Annotated in this window: 29 protein-coding genes and 1 pseudogene; 2 read left to right on the top strand and 28 right to left on the bottom strand. The window is 59.0% G+C overall.

The genetic code is table 11. The features are described 5' to 3' along the window. Nucleotides 1-7: 7 nt before the first annotated feature. Nucleotides 8-1,402 carry an MFS transporter gene (locus tag OXH74_RS11065; protein ID WP_375741211.1) on the bottom strand — a complete coding sequence of 465 codons (1,395 nt, stop codon included), beginning with the start codon at nucleotides 1,400-1,402 and terminating at the stop codon, nucleotides 8-10. 206 nt (nucleotides 1,403-1,608) lie between these two features. Here OXH74_RS11065 and uvrA point away from each other — a divergent pair, with 206 nt between their 5' ends. Further along, nucleotides 1,609-4,443: an excinuclease ABC subunit UvrA gene (gene uvrA, locus OXH74_RS11060; RefSeq protein ID WP_375741597.1), complete on the top strand. Its 2,835-nt coding sequence runs from the start codon at nucleotides 1,609-1,611 to the stop codon at nucleotides 4,441-4,443. A 132-nt stretch (nucleotides 4,444-4,575) separates the two neighbouring features. On the opposite strand, the pseudogene OXH74_RS11055 reads toward uvrA, so the two are convergent. After that, nucleotides 4,576-5,108, bottom strand: a pseudogene (locus OXH74_RS11055) (catalase). Nucleotides 5,109-5,272: 164 nt separating this feature from the next. Here OXH74_RS11055 and OXH74_RS11050 point away from each other — a divergent pair. Beyond that, the gene (locus tag OXH74_RS11050; protein WP_375741210.1) at nucleotides 5,273-5,431 is read left to right on the top strand and encodes a hypothetical protein; all 159 of its coding nucleotides are present in this window, start codon (nucleotides 5,273-5,275) and stop codon (nucleotides 5,429-5,431) included. A gap of 53 nt (nucleotides 5,432-5,484) precedes the next feature. On the opposite strand, the gene rplQ is transcribed toward OXH74_RS11050, so the two are convergent. The 26 genes from rplQ to rplD all read right to left on the bottom strand — a co-directional run bounded on the left by rplQ (nucleotide 5,485) and on the right by rplD (nucleotide 18,125). Then, nucleotides 5,485-5,874 carry a 50S ribosomal protein L17 gene (rplQ, locus tag OXH74_RS11045; protein WP_215377611.1) on the bottom strand — a complete coding sequence of 130 codons (390 nt, stop codon included), beginning with the start codon at nucleotides 5,872-5,874 and terminating at the stop codon, nucleotides 5,485-5,487. A gap of 42 nt (nucleotides 5,875-5,916) precedes the next feature. After that, on the bottom strand, nucleotides 5,917-6,918 hold the full coding sequence (locus OXH74_RS11040; RefSeq protein ID WP_375741209.1) for a DNA-directed RNA polymerase subunit alpha: 1,002 nt from the start codon (nucleotides 6,916-6,918) through the stop codon (nucleotides 5,917-5,919). A gap of 22 nt (nucleotides 6,919-6,940) precedes the next feature. Continuing rightward, nucleotides 6,941-7,561 (bottom strand): 30S ribosomal protein S4, encoded by a 621-nt coding sequence (gene rpsD / locus OXH74_RS11035; protein ID WP_215377607.1) that lies wholly within the window; start codon nucleotides 7,559-7,561, stop codon nucleotides 6,941-6,943. 16 nt (nucleotides 7,562-7,577) lie between these two features. Continuing rightward, the gene (gene rpsK / locus OXH74_RS11030; protein WP_003093689.1) at nucleotides 7,578-7,967 is read right to left on the bottom strand and encodes a 30S ribosomal protein S11; all 390 of its coding nucleotides are present in this window, start codon (nucleotides 7,965-7,967) and stop codon (nucleotides 7,578-7,580) included. Between the two features lie 30 nt (nucleotides 7,968-7,997). Further along, nucleotides 7,998-8,354, bottom strand: coding sequence for a 30S ribosomal protein S13 (rpsM, locus tag OXH74_RS11025; protein ID WP_215377604.1), 357 nt, complete (start codon nucleotides 8,352-8,354; stop codon nucleotides 7,998-8,000). Nucleotides 8,355-8,486: 132 nt separating this feature from the next. After that, complete coding sequence (gene rpmJ / locus OXH74_RS11020) at nucleotides 8,487-8,603, bottom strand: 50S ribosomal protein L36 (protein WP_003093693.1); 117 nt, start codon at nucleotides 8,601-8,603, stop codon at nucleotides 8,487-8,489. Nucleotides 8,604-8,633: 30 nt separating this feature from the next. Continuing rightward, nucleotides 8,634-9,962, bottom strand: a complete 1,329-nt coding sequence (secY, locus tag OXH74_RS11015) for a preprotein translocase subunit SecY (protein ID WP_215377602.1) — start codon at nucleotides 9,960-9,962, stop codon at nucleotides 8,634-8,636. Further along, nucleotides 9,963-10,397 (bottom strand): 50S ribosomal protein L15, encoded by a 435-nt coding sequence (rplO, locus tag OXH74_RS11010; protein WP_215377599.1) that lies wholly within the window; start codon nucleotides 10,395-10,397, stop codon nucleotides 9,963-9,965. A gap of 3 nt (nucleotides 10,398-10,400) precedes the next feature. Continuing rightward, complete coding sequence (gene rpmD, locus OXH74_RS11005) at nucleotides 10,401-10,577, bottom strand: 50S ribosomal protein L30 (RefSeq protein WP_036991154.1); 177 nt, start codon at nucleotides 10,575-10,577, stop codon at nucleotides 10,401-10,403. 2 nt (nucleotides 10,578-10,579) lie between these two features. Further along, complete coding sequence (rpsE, locus tag OXH74_RS11000) at nucleotides 10,580-11,080, bottom strand: 30S ribosomal protein S5 (RefSeq protein WP_003448746.1); 501 nt, start codon at nucleotides 11,078-11,080, stop codon at nucleotides 10,580-10,582. Between the two features lie 3 nt (nucleotides 11,081-11,083). Continuing rightward, on the bottom strand, nucleotides 11,084-11,434 hold the full coding sequence (gene rplR, locus OXH74_RS10995; RefSeq protein WP_215377597.1) for a 50S ribosomal protein L18: 351 nt from the start codon (nucleotides 11,432-11,434) through the stop codon (nucleotides 11,084-11,086). Between the two features lie 10 nt (nucleotides 11,435-11,444). Beyond that, nucleotides 11,445-11,978 carry a 50S ribosomal protein L6 gene (gene rplF / locus OXH74_RS10990; protein WP_215377595.1) on the bottom strand — a complete coding sequence of 178 codons (534 nt, stop codon included), beginning with the start codon at nucleotides 11,976-11,978 and terminating at the stop codon, nucleotides 11,445-11,447. Nucleotides 11,979-11,990: 12 nt separating this feature from the next. Continuing rightward, nucleotides 11,991-12,383 (bottom strand): 30S ribosomal protein S8, encoded by a 393-nt coding sequence (gene rpsH / locus OXH74_RS10985; RefSeq protein WP_036991152.1) that lies wholly within the window; start codon nucleotides 12,381-12,383, stop codon nucleotides 11,991-11,993. A 191-nt stretch (nucleotides 12,384-12,574) separates the two neighbouring features. Beyond that, nucleotides 12,575-12,880 (bottom strand): 30S ribosomal protein S14, encoded by a 306-nt coding sequence (gene rpsN, locus OXH74_RS10980; RefSeq protein ID WP_215377593.1) that lies wholly within the window; start codon nucleotides 12,878-12,880, stop codon nucleotides 12,575-12,577. Between the two features lie 13 nt (nucleotides 12,881-12,893). After that, nucleotides 12,894-13,433 (bottom strand): 50S ribosomal protein L5, encoded by a 540-nt coding sequence (rplE, locus tag OXH74_RS10975; protein WP_215377590.1) that lies wholly within the window; start codon nucleotides 13,431-13,433, stop codon nucleotides 12,894-12,896. A 20-nt stretch (nucleotides 13,434-13,453) separates the two neighbouring features. Beyond that, entirely contained in the window at nucleotides 13,454-13,768 is a 315-nt protein-coding gene (gene rplX, locus OXH74_RS10970; protein ID WP_215377588.1) for a 50S ribosomal protein L24, read from the bottom strand. Between the two features lie 12 nt (nucleotides 13,769-13,780). Continuing rightward, nucleotides 13,781-14,149: a 50S ribosomal protein L14 gene (gene rplN / locus OXH74_RS10965; protein ID WP_003448734.1), complete on the bottom strand. Its 369-nt coding sequence runs from the start codon at nucleotides 14,147-14,149 to the stop codon at nucleotides 13,781-13,783. Between the two features lie 22 nt (nucleotides 14,150-14,171). Beyond that, nucleotides 14,172-14,438 carry a 30S ribosomal protein S17 gene (gene rpsQ / locus OXH74_RS10960; RefSeq protein ID WP_215377586.1) on the bottom strand — a complete coding sequence of 89 codons (267 nt, stop codon included), beginning with the start codon at nucleotides 14,436-14,438 and terminating at the stop codon, nucleotides 14,172-14,174. 2 nt (nucleotides 14,439-14,440) lie between these two features. Next, entirely contained in the window at nucleotides 14,441-14,632 is a 192-nt protein-coding gene (gene rpmC, locus OXH74_RS10955) for a 50S ribosomal protein L29 (RefSeq protein WP_215377584.1), read from the bottom strand. Then, nucleotides 14,632-15,045 (bottom strand): 50S ribosomal protein L16, encoded by a 414-nt coding sequence (gene rplP / locus OXH74_RS10950; RefSeq protein ID WP_003448731.1) that lies wholly within the window; start codon nucleotides 15,043-15,045, stop codon nucleotides 14,632-14,634. Before rplP ends, rpmC begins: the two co-directional genes overlap by 1 nt. A gap of 12 nt (nucleotides 15,046-15,057) precedes the next feature. After that, the gene (rpsC, locus tag OXH74_RS10945) at nucleotides 15,058-15,744 is read right to left on the bottom strand and encodes a 30S ribosomal protein S3 (protein ID WP_016490536.1); all 687 of its coding nucleotides are present in this window, start codon (nucleotides 15,742-15,744) and stop codon (nucleotides 15,058-15,060) included. A 13-nt stretch (nucleotides 15,745-15,757) separates the two neighbouring features. After that, nucleotides 15,758-16,090: a 50S ribosomal protein L22 gene (gene rplV, locus OXH74_RS10940; protein WP_007161246.1), complete on the bottom strand. Its 333-nt coding sequence runs from the start codon at nucleotides 16,088-16,090 to the stop codon at nucleotides 15,758-15,760. Between the two features lie 13 nt (nucleotides 16,091-16,103). Further along, nucleotides 16,104-16,379: a 30S ribosomal protein S19 gene (rpsS, locus tag OXH74_RS10935; RefSeq protein WP_016490535.1), complete on the bottom strand. Its 276-nt coding sequence runs from the start codon at nucleotides 16,377-16,379 to the stop codon at nucleotides 16,104-16,106. 14 nt (nucleotides 16,380-16,393) lie between these two features. Continuing rightward, entirely contained in the window at nucleotides 16,394-17,215 is an 822-nt protein-coding gene (rplB, locus tag OXH74_RS10930) for a 50S ribosomal protein L2 (RefSeq protein WP_215377582.1), read from the bottom strand. A gap of 11 nt (nucleotides 17,216-17,226) precedes the next feature. Continuing rightward, nucleotides 17,227-17,526 (bottom strand): 50S ribosomal protein L23, encoded by a 300-nt coding sequence (gene rplW / locus OXH74_RS10925; RefSeq protein WP_215377580.1) that lies wholly within the window; start codon nucleotides 17,524-17,526, stop codon nucleotides 17,227-17,229. Then, nucleotides 17,523-18,125 (bottom strand): 50S ribosomal protein L4, encoded by a 603-nt coding sequence (gene rplD / locus OXH74_RS10920; protein WP_215377578.1) that lies wholly within the window; start codon nucleotides 18,123-18,125, stop codon nucleotides 17,523-17,525. Before rplD ends, rplW begins: the two co-directional genes overlap by 4 nt. Nucleotides 18,126-18,139: the final 14 nt, after the last annotated feature.

The raw sequence follows: 18,139 nt of genomic DNA, 5'->3' as shown, positions 1-18,139 counted from the left end.
CGTTCTCCTAGGCTTCAGCACGTTCGGGCGCAGGCGTAACCAGGCGCTCCAGGGACGTGCGGTCCAATTGTTCGGTATCCACTTTGATATAGATGGCAGCTTCTTCGGCTACCACCACGGCATCCGCCACTCCGGGCACAGCCAACAAACGCTCGGCCAACCTGGCATCTGCAAGGGCCGCTGCACAAAGCGGCAGGCGCAGGCTGGTCACATAAGGCGGTTCGCGCATAGTAACAGCAATAGCCAGCCAAATTGCACAGGCCACGGCACAGCCGACGAAAACCGTGGCCACGCCACCATGCTCGAATAGCCAGCCTCCGAGGATGCCGCCGACGGCCGCGCCGAGGAACTGACTGGTGGAATAGACGCCCATCGCAGTGCCCTTGCCTCCGGCCGGGGCGACCTTGCTGATTAGCGAGGGCAGCGACGCCTCCAGCAGGTTGAAGGCGGTAAAGAAGAGGATGGCGCCGAACACCAGAGCTCGCAGGCTGTCGCCGAACTGCCAGAAGAACAGCTCGCAAGCGAGCAGCACGGCGACTGCGCCGGTCAGCACGCGCTTCATCTGACGCTTCTTCTCGCCATAGATGATGAAAGGAACCATGCCGAAGAAGCCCACCAGCAGCGCAGTGAGGTACACCCACCAGTGCTCTTCCTTGGGCAGGCCGGCCTTTTCCACCAGTGCCAGCGGCAGGGCGACAAAACTCGCCATGAGGATGGCGTGGAGGGCAAGGATACCGAAGTCAAGGCGCAGCAGGTCGGGGTGCCTGAGGGTTGGCATCAGCGCCTGGCGCGCCACGCCGGACTCACGATGCTGCAGGGGATGGGCCGCACGCGGCACCATGAGGGCGATGATCATGATACCCAACAGGGCCATTCCGGCAGTGGTCCAGAACAACCCGGCGAGGCCAAAGGCGCGGGTCAGCAACGGGCCGACCACCATGGCAATCGCAAAGGACACACCGATGCTCATGCCAATCATGGCCATGGCCTTGGTCCGGTGCTGCTCGCGGGTGAGATCGGAAAGCAGCGCCATCACGGCCGCCGAAATGGCCCCGGCCCCCTGCAAGACACGCCCGGCGATCACTCCCCAGATGGAATCGGCATTGGCTGCCAACGCCGCCCCCGCGGCGAAGATCAACAGGCCAACATAGATCACCGGCAGGCGGCCGATGCGGTCGGAAATAACGCCAAAGGGAATCTGCAGTACAGCCTGGGTCAGGCCATAGGCACCAATTGCAAGGCCGATCAGTGCCGGGGTGGCACCGGCCAGGTCCTGACCATAGGTGGCCAGGACCGGCAAGACCATGAACATGCCGAGCATGCGGAACGCGAAGACCAGGGCCAGGCCGCTGGCGGCTCGCGTCTCTCTGCCGCTCATGCGTTCCGAGTGGAGATCATGCATAGATGCCTCAAGGAAAATCGGTTGGGGCTTGCGTCGTGCGCCCTGTTTGGCGAACCACCCGCTCCAGGGTGTCCGGCTGCGGCCGGTGCCGAAAAATGACGCGCATTCTAGCAGCCCCTTTCCTCCTCGGCACAGTCGTGACGCTTTGCCGCGCCCGTCCTGCGGACCGTATAATCGCGGGTTTCCGCCCGCCAAGCGAGGCCGTTGTGGACAAGATCCTGATACGTGGGGCACGCACCCACAACCTGAAGAACATCGATCTCACCCTGCCCCGCGATAAGCTGATCGTGATCACTGGCCTGTCGGGCTCTGGCAAGTCATCGCTGGCCTTCGACACCCTCTATGCCGAAGGTCAGCGCCGCTACGTGGAGTCACTATCGGCCTACGCCCGGCAGTTCCTGTCGATGATGGAGAAGCCGGACGTCGATACCATCGAGGGCCTATCGCCCGCGATTTCCATCGAGCAGAAGTCGACTTCCCACAACCCGCGCTCGACCGTGGGCACCATCACCGAGATCTACGACTACCTGCGCCTGCTCTACGCCCGCGTCGGCATTCCGCGCTGCCCGGACCATGACGTCCCGCTGGAAGCACAGACCGTGAGCCAGATGGTCGACCAGGTCCTGGACCTACCGGAAGGTCGCAAGCTGATGCTGCTGGCACCCGTGATTCGCGAGCGCAAGGGCGAGCACCTCGCGGTGTTCGAGGAGCTGCGTGCCCAAGGCTTCGTCCGCGCGCGGGTCAACGGCAAGCTATACGAACTGGACGAACTACCCAAGCTGGACAAGCAGAAGAAGCACTCCATCGATGTGGTCGTAGACCGCTTCAAGGTGCGCGAGGACCTGCAGCAACGCCTAGCGGAGTCCTTCGAAACGGCTATCAACCTCGCCGACGGCATCGCCCTGGTAGCGCCGATGGACGACGAGCCGGGAGAGGAGATCATCTTCTCCGCACGTTTTGCCTGCCCCCATTGCGGCCACTCCATCAGCGAGTTGGAGCCCAAGTTGTTCTCCTTCAACAATCCCGCCGGCGCCTGCCCCACCTGTGACGGCCTGGGGGTGAAGCAGTTCTTCGATGCCAAGCGCCTCGTGAATGGCGAACTGACCCTTGCCGAGGGCGCAATCCGCGGCTGGGACCGCCGCAACGTCTACTACTTTCAGATGCTCGGCTCACTCGCCGCGCATTACGGCTTCAGCCTGGAAGAACCGTTTGACGACCTGCCCGCCGAGCACCAGAAGGCGATCCTCTTCGGCAGTGGCCGCGAGGATGTCGACTTCCGTTACCTCAATGACCGCGGCGATATCGTCAAGCGCTCCCACCCCTTCGAAGGCATCATCCCGAACCTCGAACGGCGCTACCGGGAAACCGAATCGGCCACCGTGCGCGAAGAGCTGGCCAAGTTCCTCAGCACCCAGCCCTGCCCTGATTGCCGTGGCACCCGCCTGCGCCGGGAAGCCCGTCACGTCTGGGTGGGCGACAAGACCCTGCCAGCAGTCACTGGCCTGCCGGTGGGGGATGCCGCCCATTACTTCGGCGGCCTGAGCCTGACTGGCCGGCGCGGCGAGATTGCCGAGAAGATCCTCAAGGAGATCCGCGAGCGCCTTCAGTTTCTGGTCAATGTGGGTCTGGACTACCTGACCCTCGACCGTAGCGCCGACACCCTGTCCGGTGGCGAGGCACAGCGCATCCGCTTGGCCAGCCAGATCGGCGCAGGCCTGGTCGGTGTGATGTACATCCTCGACGAGCCGTCCATCGGCCTTCACCAGCGCGACAACGAACGCCTGCTGGCGACCCTTACCCATCTGCGCAACCTGGGCAACACGGTGATCGTCGTCGAGCACGACGAAGACGCCATTCGCCTCGCCGACTATGTTGTCGACATTGGCCCCGGCGCTGGAGTACACGGCGGGCAGATTGTCGCCGAGGGCACGCCGGACGATGTGATGTCGCACCCTGATTCGCTGACCGGCAAATACCTATCGGGCAGAGTGAAAATAAAGATTCCAGCCGAGCGCACCCCTCGCGACAAGAAGAAGTTGCTCAAGCTAAAGGGCGCACGTGGCAACAACCTGCAGCAGGTAGACCTGGAGATTCCGGTGGGGCTACTGACCTGCGTGACCGGCGTGTCCGGTTCGGGCAAGTCGACGCTTATCAATAACACCCTGTTCCCCATCACCGCCACCGCCCTGAACGGTGTCACCTCGCTGGAGGCCGCCGCGCACGACAGCTTCGACGGCCTGCAGCACCTGGACAAGGTGGTAGACATCGACCAGAGCCCGATCGGCCGCACGCCACGCTCCAACCCGGCGACTTACACCGGGCTCTTCACGCCGATCCGAGAGCTGTTCTCGGGCGTCCCCGAATCCCGCTCGCGGGGCTACGGGCCCGGACGTTTCTCCTTCAACGTCAAGGGCGGCCGCTGCGAGGCCTGCCAGGGCGATGGCGTAATCAAGGTGGAGATGCACTTTCTGCCGGACATCTACGTGCCGTGCGACATCTGCAAGGGTAAACGCTACAACCGCGAGACCCTGGAGATCCGCTACAAGGGCAAGAGCATCCATGAGGTGCTGGAGATGACCATCGAGGAAGCCCGCGTGTTCTTTGACGCAGTGCCAGCCATTGCCCGCAAGTTGCAAACGCTGATCGATGTGGGCTTGTCCTATATCCGCCTGGGCCAGTCGGCGACCACCCTGTCTGGAGGCGAAGCGCAGCGGGTGAAGTTGTCCCGCGAGCTGTCCAAGCGCGATACCGGCAAGACACTCTACATCCTCGACGAACCCACCACCGGGCTGCACTTCGCGGATATACAGCAGTTGCTGGATGTCCTGCATCGACTGCGCGACCACGGCAATACTGTCGTGGTGATCGAGCACAACCTGGATGTGATCAAGACGGCGGACTGGCTGGTGGACCTCGGCCCAGAGGGTGGATCCAAAGGAGGCCAGATCATCGCCACCGGCACACCGGAAGAGGTCGCCGACATGCCGCAGTCGCACACCGGACACTTTCTTAAGCCGTTGCTGGAGCGCGATCGCGCCTGACGCGGAAAGCAGTAATGCAGATTGCCGGGCAGCAATGCCCGGTCTGTTTGATTACCCAGCAGGTTGGGCCGAGCAACGCGATGTCCAACGCTGGATCCATCTCCGTTGGGCTCCGCTATGCGCTGCGCCAACCTACAGGGAGGTCGCCTTCAGCGCTGCGCGAACGCCGTTGCTGACAACATCGACAGCCTCCGCATCGGTCCAATTCTTGTTGCCCTGCAGCGTCTCGAAGTTGAGCTTGGCCCAGACGCGCGCTTTGGCCGCACTGATGAAGCTGTAGATGTGCGAGCCGTAGCCATTGATGTGCGAACATCGGTCGGTAACCCGTGATCAGACATGGGAATCGTGACCTGGCGCAGGCTCTCCGGCGATAGCGACCAGAAATCCCGGACTACGTTATTGGAGCGCAGGTTGGTCTTCGCGTGGCGCTTCTGGGTGTGGATGAAGTCAGGGAATTTCAGCGGGTCACGGATGAAGAACACCAGAGCGTTGTTACCCACCATGTCCCAGTTGCCTTCCTCGGCTCGGAACTTCAGGGCAAAGCCACGCACATCCCGCTCGGCGCCTGCAGCAGCCAATTCACCGGCTACCGTGGAGAGCCGCGCAGGCACCTTAATTTGCTTGCCAACCTCGGAGAGCAGCCAGGGCTTCGAGTACTGGTAGATTTCATTGGTAATGATGTGGGTGCCGTATGCGCCCCAGCCTTAGGCGTGCACGAAGCGCTCAGGGATACGCTCACGCCTCTGCGCCAGCTTCTCGATGAGCTGGCAGCCCATGCATCAACAGCGGGCTGCGCGGACCGGCACTCAGGGAATTCTGGTTCTCAGCAATGGAACTGCCAGCACAGGTGGTCATTGCGGGCTCCTGGCTCATGCTCAATTCTCTTACGGCGCTTGATCATTTGGCCATTCCGATGGCAGCGAGTCTCAAGCTGACGGCACAGAGCATCAACCTTATTACAATCAGCAAGCCGATAGATTTTTACTAATGAAACAAGCATAAAAAACCGGGCACAAGGCCCGGTTTTTCATCGCGACCGACTTACTCGGCTGCAGCTTCGACTTCACCAGTGACCGGGCGGTCAACCAGCTCGACGTAAGCCATAGGAGCGTTGTCGCCAGCGCGGAAACCGCACTTCAGGATACGCAGGTAGCCGCCCTGACGGTTGGCATAGCGCTTGCCCAGATCGTTGAACAGTTTGCCAACGATGGCTTTCGAACGAGTACGGTCGAAGGCCAGACGACGGTTGGCAACGCTGTCTTCCTTGGCCAGAGTGATCAGCGGCTCGGCAACGCGACGCAGTTCCTTGGCTTTGGGCAGGGTGGTTTTGATCAGTTCGTGCTCGAACAGCGACACCGCCATGTTCTGGAACATGGCCTTGCGGTGTGCGCTGGTGCGGCTCAGGTGACGGCCACTTTTACGATGACGCATGGTTCAATTCCTTACCAAACTCACGTTCGGTGATTACGACGATCAGGCAGTCGCCTTGTCGTCCTTCTTAAGACTTGCCGGCGGCCAGTTGTCGAGGCGCATACCGAGGGACAGACCACGGGAGGCCAGGACGTCCTTGATCTCGGTCAGGGACTTCTTGCCCAGGTTCGGAGTCTTCAACAGTTCTACTTCAGTGCGCTGAATCAGATCACCGATGTAGTAGATGTTCTCCGCCTTGAGGCAGTTGGCCGAACGTACGGTCAGCTCAAGATCATCAACCGGGCGTAGCAGAATCGGATCGATCTCATCTTCCTGCTCGACCACGACCGGCTCGCTGTCGCCTTTGAGGTCGACGAACGCTGCCAGCTGCTGTTGCAGGATGGTAGCGGCACGACGGATAGCCTCTTCAGGGTCCAGGGTACCGTTGGTTTCCAGATCTATGACCAGCTTGTCCAGGTTGGTACGCTGCTCGACACGGGCGTTTTCAACCACGTAAGCAACACGGCGGACGGGGCTGAACGTAGCGTCGAGCTGCAGACGACCAATGCTGCGGCTCTCGTCCTCGTCGCTCTGGCGCGCGTCAGCCGGCTCATAGCCACGGCCACGGGACACCTTGAGCTTCATGTTCAGCGCGCCGTTATCCGCCAGGTTGGCGATCACGTGGTCGCCGTTGACGATTTCGACATCATGATCCAGCTGAATATCGGCAGCAGTGACCACGCCCGAACCTTTCTTGGAAAGGTTCAGCGTTACTTCGTCACGGCCGTGCAGCTTAACAGCCAGACCTTTAAGGTTCAGGAGGATCTCGATGACATCTTCCTGAACACCCTCGATGGCGCTGTACTCATGGAGTACGCCGTCGATTTCGGCCTCGACTACTGCACAGCCAGGCATGGAGGACAACAGGATGCGACGCAGCGCGTTGCCCAGGGTATGGCCGAAACCACGCTCGAGAGGCTCGAGCGTGATCTTGGCGCGGGTCGGACTGACCACCTGCACATCAATGTGGCGGGGGGTCAGGAACTCATTTACCGAACTCTGCATGGATGCACCTATTTTCTAGCCCTTACTTGGAGTAGAGCTCGACAATCAGGTTTTCGTTGATGTCGGCGGACAGATCGCTACGAGCCGGTACGCTCTTGAACACACCGGACTTCTTCTCAGCGTCAACCTCAACCCACTCGACCCGGCCGCGCTGGGCGCACAGTTCGAGGGCTTGGGCGATACGCAGTTGGTTCTTCGATTTCTCGCGAACGGCAACGACGTCACCAGCTTTGACCTGGTAGGACGGAACGTTCACGGTCTGACCGTTAACGCTGATGGCCTTGTGGGAAACCAGCTGGCGGGATTCGGAACGGGTAGCACCGAAGCCCATGCGGTACACGACGTTGTCCAGGCGGCACTCGAGGAGTTGCAGCAGGTTTTCGCCAGTAGCGCCTTTACGGCCAGCAGCTTCCTTGTAGTAGTTACCGAACTGACGCTCCAGCACGCCGTAGATGCGGCGGACTTTCTGCTTTTCACGCAGCTGGGTACCGTAGTCGGACAGGCGACCACGACGAGCGCCGTGCTGGCCAGGAGCCGATTCGATGTTGCACTTGGATTCGAGCGCGCGAGCACCACTCTTCAGGAAGAGGTCGGTACCTTCACGACGGGACAGTTTGCACTTGGGACCAATGTAACGAGCCATTTCTCACTGTCTCCTATTACACGCGACGCTTCTTCGGCGGACGGCACCCGTTGTGCGGGATAGGCGTCACGTCGGTGATGCTGGCGATCTTGTAGCCGCAGGCGTTCAGAGCACGCACAGCGGATTCGCGACCCGGACCTGGGCCCTTGACGTTTACGTCGAGGTTCTTCAGACCGTACTCCAGAGCAGCCTGACCGGCGCGCTCGGCTGCAACCTGGGCAGCGAACGGAGTGCTCTTACGGGAGCCGCGGAAACCGGAACCACCGGAGGTCGCCCAAGACAGTGCATTGCCCTGACGATCAGTGATGGTAACGATGGTGTTGTTGAAAGAAGCGTGGATATGGGCGATCCCATCCACCACTGTCTTTTTGACTTTCTTACGAGGACGAGCAGCAGGCTTAGCCATGACTTAATTCCTGTCGATTCGCGGGCGCAATTACTTGCGGATCGGCTTACGCGGGCCCTTACGGGTACGCGCGTTGGTCTTCGTACGCTGACCATGAACAGGCAGGCCACGACGGTGACGCAGACCGCGATAGCAGCCCAGATCCATCAGACGCTTGATGTTCATGTTGATTTCGCGACGAAGGTCACCTTCAGTGGTGAGCTTCGCAACTTCGCCACGCAGCTGTTCGATCTGCTCGTCAGAGAGATCCTTGATCTTTGCCGCCGGGTTTACGCCGGTGGCTACACAGATGTTCTGTGCAGTGGTGCGACCAACACCGTAGATGTAGGTCAGCGAGATAACAGTGTGCTTGTTATCTGGAATGTTGACGCCTGCAATACGGGCCATTCAGTGAAACTCCAGTTGACAGCTACCTACGCCCCGGAAGCCAAGAAAAGGGCGCGAGATATTAGCGCTGTAGAAACGAATAATCAACCCGGCAGCGCACTAGCTGCCGGGTTCATAACGCGTGAATCACACTCAGCCTTGGCGCTGTTTGTGACGCGGTTCCGCGCTGCAGATCACGCGAACGATACCGTCGCGACGGATGATCTTGCAGTTACGGCACAGCTTTTTCACCGATGCACGAACTTTCATCAGTAACTCCTAGAACCTTACGGCACCAGGTCAGCGGAGCATGCCGCTGCCATAGCCCTTCAGGTTGGCTTTCTTCATCAGGGATTCGTACTGGTGCGAAACGAGGTGGGATTGTACTTGGGACATAAAGTCCATCACAACCACAACCACGATCAGCAACGAGGTCCCGCCAAGGTAGAACGGTACGTTGGCTGCAACCACAAGGAACTGGGGCAGCAGGCAAACAGCCGTCATGTACAGAGCACCGAACATGGTCAAGCGGGTCAGTACGCCATCAATGTAGCGAGCCGACTGCTCACCCGGACGGATACCCGGGATAAAGGCACCGGACTTCTTCAGGTTCTCCGCCACGTCTTTCGGATTGAACATCAGCGCTGTGTAGAAGAAGCAGAAGAAAATGATCCCTGCACTAAACAGCAGAATGTTCAACGGCTGACCAGGAGCGATAGCTTGCGCGACATCCTGCAGCCAGCCCATGCTTTCGGACTGACCAAACCAGGCGCCAAGCGAAGCCGGGAACAGCAGGATGCTGCTGGCAAAAATAGCCGGAATGACGCCGGCCATGTTCACCTTCAACGGCAGGTGGCTGGTCTGCGCAGCAAAAACCTTACGGCCCTGCTGACGCTTGGCGTAGTGCACCGCAATGCGACGCTGGCCACGCTCAATGAACACCACGAAACCGATGATCGCTACTGCCAGCAAACCGACAGCGATCAGGGCGAAGATGTTGATATCACCCTGACGGGCCGACTCGAACGACTGCCCGATCGCTGCAGGAAGACCGGCCACGATGCCTGCAAAAATCAGCATCGAGATACCGTTGCCGACACCGCGCTCAGTGATCTGCTCGCCCAGCCACATCATGAACATTGCCCCCGCCACGAAGGTGGTGACAGACACGAAGTAGAAGCCGAAATCAGTCGAGAACGCGACGCCCTGACTGGCCAGACCAACGGACATGCCGATGGCCTGAACCAACGCCAAGGCTACAGTGCCGTAGCGGGTGTACTGGCTGATCTTGCGACGGCCAGCTTCACCTTCCTTCTTCAACTGCTCCAACTGAGGACTGATAGCGGTCATGAGCTGCATGATGATCGAGGCCGAAATGTACGGCATGATCCCCAGTGCAAAGATACTCATCCGCTCCAGCGCACCGCCGGAGAACATGTTGAACAGGCTAAGAATGGTCCCCTCGTTCTGCCGGAACAGCTCGGCCAGCCGGTCAGGGTTGATACCGGGCACTGGAATGTGCGCGCCGATCCGATAGACGATGATCGCCAGGAACAGGAAACGCAGTCGAGCCCAGAGCTCGGATAACCCGCCATTGCTGAGCGCGGAGAGAGCACCTTGCTTAGCCATTTAGTCCTCGAACTTACCGCCAGCTGCTTCGATAGCCGCACGCGCACCCTTGGTGGCGGCGATACCTTTCAGGGTAACCGCGCGAACAACCTCACCGGACAGCATGACTTTCACGCGCTGCACGTTTTGATTGATCACGTTGGCATCCTTCAGAGCCTGCAGAGTGATGACATCGCCTTCGACCTTGGCCAACTCGGAAGTACGCACTTCTGCGCGATCCATAGCCTTCAGGGAAACGAAGCCAAACTTCGGCAGGCGACGGTGCAGCGGCTGCTGACCGCCTTCGAAGCCCGGAGCTACCTTGCCGCCGGAGCGGGAGGTCAGACCTTTGTGGCCACGGCCGCCGGTCTTACCCAGACCGCTACCGATACCACGGCCCGGACGGTGCTTCTCGCGACGGGCACCCGGCGCGGAACGCAGATCGTTCAGTTTCATGGATTAACCCTCGACACGCAGAAGGTAATAAGCCTTGTTGATCATGCCGCGATTTTCAGGGGTGTCCTGAACCTCAACGGTATGACCAATACGACGCAGGCCGAGACCCTTGACGCAAGCTTTATGGTTGGCCAGACGGCCGTTAACGCTCTTGACCAGCGTTACTTTGACAGTTGCCATGATTAGAGAATCTCCTCGACGCTCTTACCACGCTTGGCCGCAACGGACTCAGGGGACTGCATATTCTTCAGACCCTTGAAGGTGGCGTAAACCACGTTCACCGGATTGGTGGAGCCGTAGCACTTGGCCAGAACGTTCTGCACACCGGCCACTTCCAGAACAGCACGCATGGCGCCGCCGGCGATGATACCGGTACCTTCGGAAGCCGGCTGCATGAACACCTTGGAGGCGCCATGAGCGGACTTGATCGGGTACTGCAGGGTGGTGCCATCCAGATCAACCTGGATCATGTTGCGGCGAGCAGCTTCCATCGCCTTCTGGATCGCAGCAGGTACTTCGCGGGACTTGCCGCGACCGAAACCTACACGACCTTTGCCGTCGCCAACTACGGTCAGCGCGGTGAAGGTGAAGATACGACCACCTTTAACGGTCTTGGCAACGCGGTTAACCTGAACCAGCTTCTCGATGTAGCCTTCGTCGCGCTTTTGCTCGTTATTTGCCATAACTTAGAACTCCAGCCCGCCTTCACGAGCAGCATCAGCCAGCGCTTTGACGCGGCCGTGGTACTTGAAGCCAGAACGATCGAATGCCACCTGAGTGACGCCAGCGGCTTTCGCACGCTCAGCAACCAGCTGACCAACCTTCTTGGCCGCGTCGACGTTGCCAGTGGCGCCGTCACGCAGTTCTTTGTCCAAGGTCGAGGCGCTGGCCAGGACCTTGGCGCCGTCGGCCGAAATGACCTGGGCGTAGATGTGCTGGGAAGAGCGGTACACGCAGAGGCGTACGGCTACCAGCTCGCGCATTTTCAGGCGTGCCTTGCGAGCGCGACGCAGACGAGTTTCTTTCTTTTCGCTCATTTGCTATGCCCTACTTCTTCTTAGCTTCTTTACGACGGACGACTTCGTCGGCGTAACGCACACCCTTGCCCTTGTAAGGCTCCGGCGGACGGAAGTCGCGGATCTCAGCAGCCACCTGGCCTACCAGCTGCTTATCGATGCCCTTGATCAGGATATCGGTCTGGCTGGGGGTTTCAGCGGTGACGCCTTGCGGCAGTTCGTAATCCACCGGGTGCGAGAAGCCGAGAGCCAGGGACAGCACTTGACCTTTGGCTTGCGCCTTGTAACCAACGCCAACCAGCTGGAGCTTGCGCTCGAAGCCCTGGCTGACACCAATCACCATGTTGTTGACCAGCGCACGAGTGGTACCGGCCATTGCTTTATTCTGCTGATCGCCATTGCGAGCAGCGAAACGCAGCTCACCAGACTCTTCCAGAACCTGCACGGACGGATGTACTTTCAGTTCGAGAGCGCCCTTGGCACCCTTCACCGAAAGCTGCTGACCGGCGATCTTGACTTCAACGCCAGCAGGCAGCTTGACGGGGTTCTTAGCAACGCGAGACATGCTTCAACCCCCTTAGAACACAGTGCAAAGCACTTCGCCACCAACACCAGCAGCGCGAGCAGCACGATCAGTCATCACACCTTTGTTGGTGGATACGATCGATACGCCCAGGCCGCCACGTACTTTCGGCAGCTGATCGACGGACTTGTACTGGCGCAGGCCAGGACGACTTACGCGCTTCAGCTCCTCAATGACCGGACGGCCTTCGAAGTACTTCAGCTCGATGGACAGCAACGGCTTGATGTCGCTGCTGACTTGGTATCCCGAAATGTAACCTTCGTTCTTCAGAACGTCGGCTACTGCCACCTTCAGCTTGGAGGACGGCATGCTTACGACAGACTTTTCAGCCATCTGGGCATTACGGATACGAGTTAGCATGTCCGCTAACGGGTCCTGCATACTCATGGGCTAGATGCTCCTGATACAAATGGAAATAGCCTTTCGGCTAACGTCACACGCGAAGACTGGACGAATGAAAGCCAGACCCGGGCGAGCCGGACATTCTAGAGACAGTCCAGAAACGAATCAAGCCCCAAAAGGGGCTTGATTCGTTTGACCGGAGTGGACCGGCAGAAGCCGGCCCAACCGACCATCACTTACCAGCTGGCTTTCACCAGGCCGGGCACATCACCGCGCATCGCAGCTTCGCGCAGCTTGTTACGGCCGAGGCCGAACTTGCGATACACGCCGTGCGGACGGCCAGTGATGCGGCAGCGGTTACGCAGGCGCGAGGCACTGGCGTCACGGGGCTGCTTCTGCAGAGCTACCTGGGCTTCCCAACGCGCTTCCGGAGAGGAGTTCGGGTTGGCAATGATAGCTTTCAGCTCAGCACGCTTTTTGGCGTACTTGGCGACCGTTTGCTGACGCTTCAGCTCACGGTTTTTCATGCTCTGTTTGGCCATGTTCCTACTCCAATCAGTTGCGGAATGGGAAGTTGAAGGCGCGCAGCAGGGCGCGACCTTCATCATCCGTACGGGCGGTGGTGGTCAGGGTGATATCCAGACCGCGCAGCGCATCGATTTTGTCGTAATCGATTTCCGGGAAGATGATCTGCTCTTTCACGCCCATGCTGTAGTTGCCACGACCATCGAAGGACTTGGCATTCAGGCCGCGGAAGTCACGAACGCGCGGCAGGGAGATGGACAGCAGACGGTCCAGGAACTCGTACATACGATCGCGGCGAAGGGTGACCTTGACGCCAATCGGCCAGCCTTCACGAACCTTGAAGCCTGCAATGGACTTGCGGGCGTAGGTAACGACGGCTTTCTGGCCGGTGATCTTTTCCAAGTCAGCTACAGCGTGCTCGATGACTTTCTTGTCGCCGATCGCTTCGCCCAACCCCATGTTCAAGGTGATCTTGGTAATGCGCGGAATTTCCATCACGTTGGCCAGCTGAAGTTGCTCCTTCAGCTTCGGCGCGATTTCTTTCCGGTAAATCTCTTTTAGTCGTGCCATGGTTTTCTACCTAGCAGTGCTCAAGCATCAACCGGCTTTTGGGTCGACTTGAAGACACGAATTTTCTTACCGTCTTCGACCTTGAAACCAACGCGATCAGCCTTGTTGGTTTCGCCATTGAAGATGGCCACGTTAGAGACGTGCAGCGGCGCCTCACGTTCAACGATACCGCCCTGGACGCCAGACATCGGGTTGGGCTTGGTATGGCGCTTGATCAGGTTGATCCCGCTGACCAGCACACGGCTGTCCTCGAGAACCTTCAGCACCTTACCGCGCTTGCCCTTGTCCTTGCCGGCGATGACGATGATCTCGTCGTCACGACGAATCTTTTGCATGACGGCTTCTCCTTACAGCACTTCGGGGGCGAGCGAGACGATCTTCATGAACTTCTCGGAACGCAGTTCACGGGTCACGGGCCCGAAGATACGGGTGCCGATCGGCTCCTGCTTGTTGTTCAGCAGGACAGCGGCGTTGCCGTCGAAGCGGATGATCGAGCCGTCAGGGCGACGAACGCCGTGCTTGGTACGAACCACAACAGCGGTCATTACCTGGCCTTTCTTCACCTTGCCACGCGGAATCGCTTCTTTCACGGTCACTTTGATGATGTCGCCGATACCGGCGTAGCGACGGTGGGAACCACCAAGGACCTTGATGCACATAACGCGACGAGCACCGCTGTTGTCAGCGACGTCGAGCATGGATTGAGTCTGAATCATATCTTTCTCCGACCCTTAGTCCTTAGACTTCCACGGCACGTTCGACGACTTCCACCAGCGCCCAGGACTTGGTCTTGGCCAGCGGACGAGTCTCACGAATAGTGACCTTGTCGCCGATACGGCACTGGTTGGTTTCGTCGTGAGCGTGCAGCTTGGTCGAACGCTTAACGTATTTACCGTAGATCGGGTGCTTTACGCGGCGCTCGATCAGAACGGTGATGGTCTTGTCCATCTTGTCGCTGACGACGCGGCCGGTCAGCGTACGGACGATTTTCTGAGCTTCAGCCATGATTACTTACCTGCTTGCTGGTTGAGCACAGTTTTCACGCGAGCGATGTCGCGCTTCACTTGCGAGAGCAGGTGAGACTGCCCCAACTGGCCAGTTGCTTTCTGCATACGCAGATTGAACTGGTCGCGCAGCAGGCCGAGCAATTGCTCGTTCAGCTGCTCTACCGTCTTTTCACGAAGTTCATTCGCTTTCATCACATCACCGTCCGCTTAACAAAGGAGGTGGCGAGCGGCAGCTTTGCAGCAGCCAGGGCGAATGCCTCACGCGCCAGCTCTTCGGAAACACCCTCGATCTCGTACAGGACCTTGCCCGGCTGAATCTGGGCTACCCAGTACTCGACGCCACCCTTACCTTTACCCATACGAACTTCGAGGGGCTTCTTGGTAACAGGCTTGTCGGGGAACACACGGATCCAGATCTTGCCACCACGCTTCACGTGACGGGTGAGGGCACGACGTGCAGCCTCGATCTGGCGGGCGGTGAGACGACCACGGCCAGTAGCTTTCAGCGCGAACTCGCCGAAGCTGACCTTGCTACCGCGATGAGCCAGACCACGGTTGTGGCCGGTCATCTGCTTGCGGAACTTCGTACGCTTTGGTTGCAACATTTGGCGTACCCCTTACTTAGCAGCTTTTTTACGAGGAGCGGGCGCTTGCGGCTTCAGCTCTTCCTGGCGGCCACCAATGACCTCACCCTTGAAGATCCAAACCTTCACACCGATCACACCATAGGTGGTGTGCGCTTCGTAGGTTGCATAGTCGATGTCGGCGCGCAGGGTGTGCAGAGGCACACGACCTTCGCGATACCACTCGGTACGAGCGATTTCGGCGCCACCAAGACGACCACTCACCTGGATCTTGATGCCTTTGGCACCAATGCGCATGGCGTTCTGTACAGCGCGCTTCATGGCGCGACGGAACATCACGCGACGCTCCAGCTGCTGAGCTACGCTCTGCGCAACCAGCATACCGTCGAGCTCCGGCTTGCGGATCTCTTCGATGTTGATGTGCACAGGCACACCCATTTGCTTGGTCAGGTCCTGACGCAGCTTTTCAACATCTTCACCTTTCTTGCCGATCACGATGCCGGGACGAGCGGTGTGGATGGTGATGCGTGCAGTCTGAGCCGGGCGATGAATATCGATACGGCTTACGGACGCGCTTTTTAGTTTGTCTTGGAGGTACTCACGCACCTTGAGGTCGGCAAACAGATAGTCGGCATAAGTGCGCTTATCTGCGTACCAAACGGAGGTGTGCTCCTTGACGATTCCCAGGCGAATGCCAGTGGGATGTACTTTCTGACCCATCTGATCGACTCCGTTACTTGTCCGCAACCTTGACAGTGATATGGCAAGACCGCTTGACGATGCGATCAGCACGGCCTTTGGCACGCGGCATGATGCGCTTCAGCGAACGCCCTTCGTTGACGAAAACAGTGGAAACCTTCAGGTCATCCACGTCTGCGCCTTCGTTGTGCTCAGCGTTGGCCACGGCCGATTCGAGCACTTTCTTCATGATTTCAGCGGCTTTCTTGCTGCTGAAAGTCAACAGGTTGAGCGCTTCGCCCACCTTCTTCCCGCGAATCTGGTCGGCGACCAAGCGGGCTTTCTGGGCGGAGATTCGAGCGCCCGACAGCTTAGCGGCTACTTCCATCGTTCCTTACCCCTTAACGCTTGGCTTTCTTGTCCGCAGCATGCCCGCGATAGGTGCGGGTAGCGGCGAACTCGCCCAGTTTGTGACCGACCATGTCTTCGTTCACGAGAACCGGGACATGTTGACGACCATTGTGTACAGCGATGGTCAGACCGACCATCTGCGGCAGAACGATGGAACGGCGCGACCAGGTTTTCACCGGCTTGCGATCGTTCTTTTCCACCGCCACTTCGATCTTCTTCAGTAGGTGAAGATCGATAAAAGGACCTTTTTTCAGAGAACGCGGCACAGTCGTATCCTCGATTATTTACGGCGACGGACGATCATATTGTCGGTGCGCTTGTTCGCGCGGGTCTTCGCACCCTTAGTCGGGAAGCCCCACGGAGACACCGGATGACGGCCACCAGAGGTACGACCTTCACCACCACCATGCGGGTGGTCTACCGGGTTCATCGCCACGCCGCGAACGGTCGGGCGAACACCACGCCAGCGCTTGGCACCAGCTTTACCCAGCGAACGCAGGCTGTGCTCGGAGTTCGAGACTTCGCCCAGGGTCGCACGGCACTCAGCCAGGACTTTGCGCATCTCGCCGGAGCGCAGACGCAGGGTCACGTAGGCACCTTCGCGGGCTACCAGCTGAACGGAAGCGCCAGCGGAACGGGCGATTTGCGCACCCTTGCCAGGCTTGAGTTCGATACCGTGAACGGTGCTACCAACCGGAATGTTGCGCAGCGGCAGGCTGTTGCCGGCCCTGATCGGAGCATTGACGCCGGAGATCAGCTGGTCGCCAGCACTCACGCCTTTCGGCGCGATGATGTAGCGACGCTCGCCATCGGCGTACTTCAGCAGCGCGATGTGAGCAGTACGGTTCGGGTCGTATTCGATACGCTCAACGGTGGCAGGAATGCCATCCTTGTTGCGACGGAAGTCGACCAGACGATAGTGCTGCTTGTGACCACCACCGATGTGGCGAGTGGTGATACGGCCGTTGTTGTTACGACCACCGCTTTTCGACTTCTTCTCGACCAGCGGTGCGTAAGGAGCGCCTTTGTGCAGCTCCTGATTGACCACCTTGACCACGAAACGGCGGCCAGCGGAGGTCGGCTTGCATTTAACGATTGCCATGATGCACCCCTTTACTCAGCGCTGCTGGCGAAATCGAGATCTTGGCCCGGCTGAAGAGCGATGTACGCCTTCTTCCAGTCGTTACGCTTGCCCAGACCACGAACGGTACGCTTGGTCTTGCCCTTGACGTTAAGGGTGGTGACACGAGCGACTTTCACGCTGAACAGGCTTTCGACGGCCTTCTTGATTTCCAGCTTGGTTGCATCGGTGGCAACCTTGAAAACGAATTGGCCCCTGCTATCCGCCAGCATCGTGGCTTTCTCGGAGATATGCGGACCAACCAGCACCTTGAATACGCGTTCCTGGTTCATCCCAGCAGCTCCTCGAATTTCTTCACGGCGGACACGGTGATGAGCACCTTGTCGTAGGCGATCAGGCTGACCGGGTCGGAACCCTGCACATCACGAACATCAACATGCGGCAGGTTGCGAGCAGCCAGGTACAGGTTCTGGTCGACGGCATCGGAAACGATCAGCACATCGGTCAGACCCAGGCCGTTCAGCTTGCCCAGCAGAGTCTTGGTTTTGGGTGCATCAACAGCAAAGTCATCAACCACGACCAGACGCTCTTGACGAACCAGCTCAGCGAGGATGGAGCGCATGGCAGCGCGATACATCTTCTTGTTGAGCTTCTGGGAGTGATCCTGGGGCTTAGCTGCGAAAGTGGTGCCACCGGAGCGCCAGATGGGGCTACGAATGGTGCCAGCACGAGCACGACCAGTGCCCTTCTGACGCCAAGGCTTCTTACCGCCACCGGAAACTTCGGAACGGGTCTTCTGCGCGCGAGTGCCCTGACGGCCACCAGCCATGTAAGCAACTACGGCCTGGTGAACCAGGGTCTCGTTGAACTCACCGCCAAAAGTACGCTCACTGACTTCGATAGCCTGAGCGCCATTTACATTCAACTGCATCTCAGCTTCCCCTC

It is taken from the genome of Metapseudomonas boanensis (assembly GCF_042232855.1).
Taxonomy (GTDB): domain Bacteria; phylum Pseudomonadota; class Gammaproteobacteria; order Pseudomonadales; family Pseudomonadaceae; genus Metapseudomonas; species Metapseudomonas boanensis.
Note: the sequence above shows the minus strand (reverse complement) of the source record. Positions and strands in the feature narration are given on the sequence as shown.

Excerpts from the sequence above, each read along its gene's own strand:
- rplV (WP_007161246.1), bottom strand. The coding sequence starts at position 16,090 with ATGGAAGTAGCCGCTAAGCTGTCGGGCGCTCGAATCTCCGCCCAGAAA.
- rplW (WP_215377580.1), bottom strand. The coding sequence starts at position 17,526 with ATGAACCAGGAACGCGTATTCAAGGTGCTGGTTGGTCCGCATATCTCC.
- OXH74_RS11050 (WP_375741210.1), top strand. The coding sequence starts at position 5,273 with ATGGAACTGCCAGCACAGGTGGTCATTGCGGGCTCCTGGCTCATGCTC.
- rpsK (WP_003093689.1), bottom strand. The coding sequence starts at position 7,967 with ATGGCTAAGCCTGCTGCTCGTCCTCGTAAGAAAGTCAAAAAGACAGTG.
- secY (WP_215377602.1), bottom strand. The coding sequence starts at position 9,962 with ATGGCTAAGCAAGGTGCTCTCTCCGCGCTCAGCAATGGCGGGTTATCC.
- rplO (WP_215377599.1), bottom strand. The coding sequence starts at position 10,397 with ATGAAACTGAACGATCTGCGTTCCGCGCCGGGTGCCCGTCGCGAGAAG.
- rplE (WP_215377590.1), bottom strand. The coding sequence starts at position 13,433 with ATGGCACGACTAAAAGAGATTTACCGGAAAGAAATCGCGCCGAAGCTG.
- rpsN (WP_215377593.1), bottom strand. The coding sequence starts at position 12,880 with ATGGCCAAACAGAGCATGAAAAACCGTGAGCTGAAGCGTCAGCAAACG.
- rplD (WP_215377578.1), bottom strand. The coding sequence starts at position 18,125 with ATGCAGTTGAATGTAAATGGCGCTCAGGCTATCGAAGTCAGTGAGCGT.
- rpsH (WP_036991152.1), bottom strand. The coding sequence starts at position 12,383 with ATGAGTATGCAGGACCCGTTAGCGGACATGCTAACTCGTATCCGTAAT.
- rpsC (WP_016490536.1), bottom strand. The coding sequence starts at position 15,744 with ATGGGTCAGAAAGTACATCCCACTGGCATTCGCCTGGGAATCGTCAAG.
- OXH74_RS11065 (WP_375741211.1), bottom strand. The coding sequence starts at position 1,402 with ATGCATGATCTCCACTCGGAACGCATGAGCGGCAGAGAGACGCGAGCC.
- rpsQ (WP_215377586.1), bottom strand. The coding sequence starts at position 14,438 with ATGGCTGAAGCTCAGAAAATCGTCCGTACGCTGACCGGCCGCGTCGTC.
- rplP (WP_003448731.1), bottom strand. The coding sequence starts at position 15,045 with ATGTTGCAACCAAAGCGTACGAAGTTCCGCAAGCAGATGACCGGCCAC.
- rpmJ (WP_003093693.1), bottom strand. The coding sequence starts at position 8,603 with ATGAAAGTTCGTGCATCGGTGAAAAAGCTGTGCCGTAACTGCAAGATC.
- rplR (WP_215377597.1), bottom strand. The coding sequence starts at position 11,434 with ATGAGCGAAAAGAAAGAAACTCGTCTGCGTCGCGCTCGCAAGGCACGC.
- rplF (WP_215377595.1), bottom strand. The coding sequence starts at position 11,978 with ATGTCTCGCGTTGCTAAGAACCCCGTCAAGCTGCCTGCTGGCGTTGAA.
- rplN (WP_003448734.1), bottom strand. The coding sequence starts at position 14,149 with ATGATTCAGACTCAATCCATGCTCGACGTCGCTGACAACAGCGGTGCT.
- rpmC (WP_215377584.1), bottom strand. The coding sequence starts at position 14,632 with ATGAAAGCGAATGAACTTCGTGAAAAGACGGTAGAGCAGCTGAACGAG.
- rpmD (WP_036991154.1), bottom strand. The coding sequence starts at position 10,577 with ATGGCAACTGTCAAAGTAACGCTGGTCAAGAGCGTTAACGGCCGTCTG.
- rpsM (WP_215377604.1), bottom strand. The coding sequence starts at position 8,354 with ATGGCCCGTATTGCAGGCGTCAACATTCCAGATAACAAGCACACTGTT.
- rpsE (WP_003448746.1), bottom strand. The coding sequence starts at position 11,080 with ATGGCAAATAACGAGCAAAAGCGCGACGAAGGCTACATCGAGAAGCTG.
- rpsD (WP_215377607.1), bottom strand. The coding sequence starts at position 7,561 with ATGGCTCGTTACATTGGTCCCAAGTGCAAACTGTCCCGTCGTGAAGGT.
- rplX (WP_215377588.1), bottom strand. The coding sequence starts at position 13,768 with ATGCAAAAGATTCGTCGTGACGACGAGATCATCGTCATCGCCGGCAAG.
- rplB (WP_215377582.1), bottom strand. The coding sequence starts at position 17,215 with ATGGCAATCGTTAAATGCAAGCCGACCTCCGCTGGCCGCCGTTTCGTG.
- rplQ (WP_215377611.1), bottom strand. The coding sequence starts at position 5,874 with ATGCGTCATCGTAAAAGTGGCCGTCACCTGAGCCGCACCAGCGCACAC.
- OXH74_RS11040 (WP_375741209.1), bottom strand. The coding sequence starts at position 6,918 with ATGCAGAGTTCGGTAAATGAGTTCCTGACCCCCCGCCACATTGATGTG.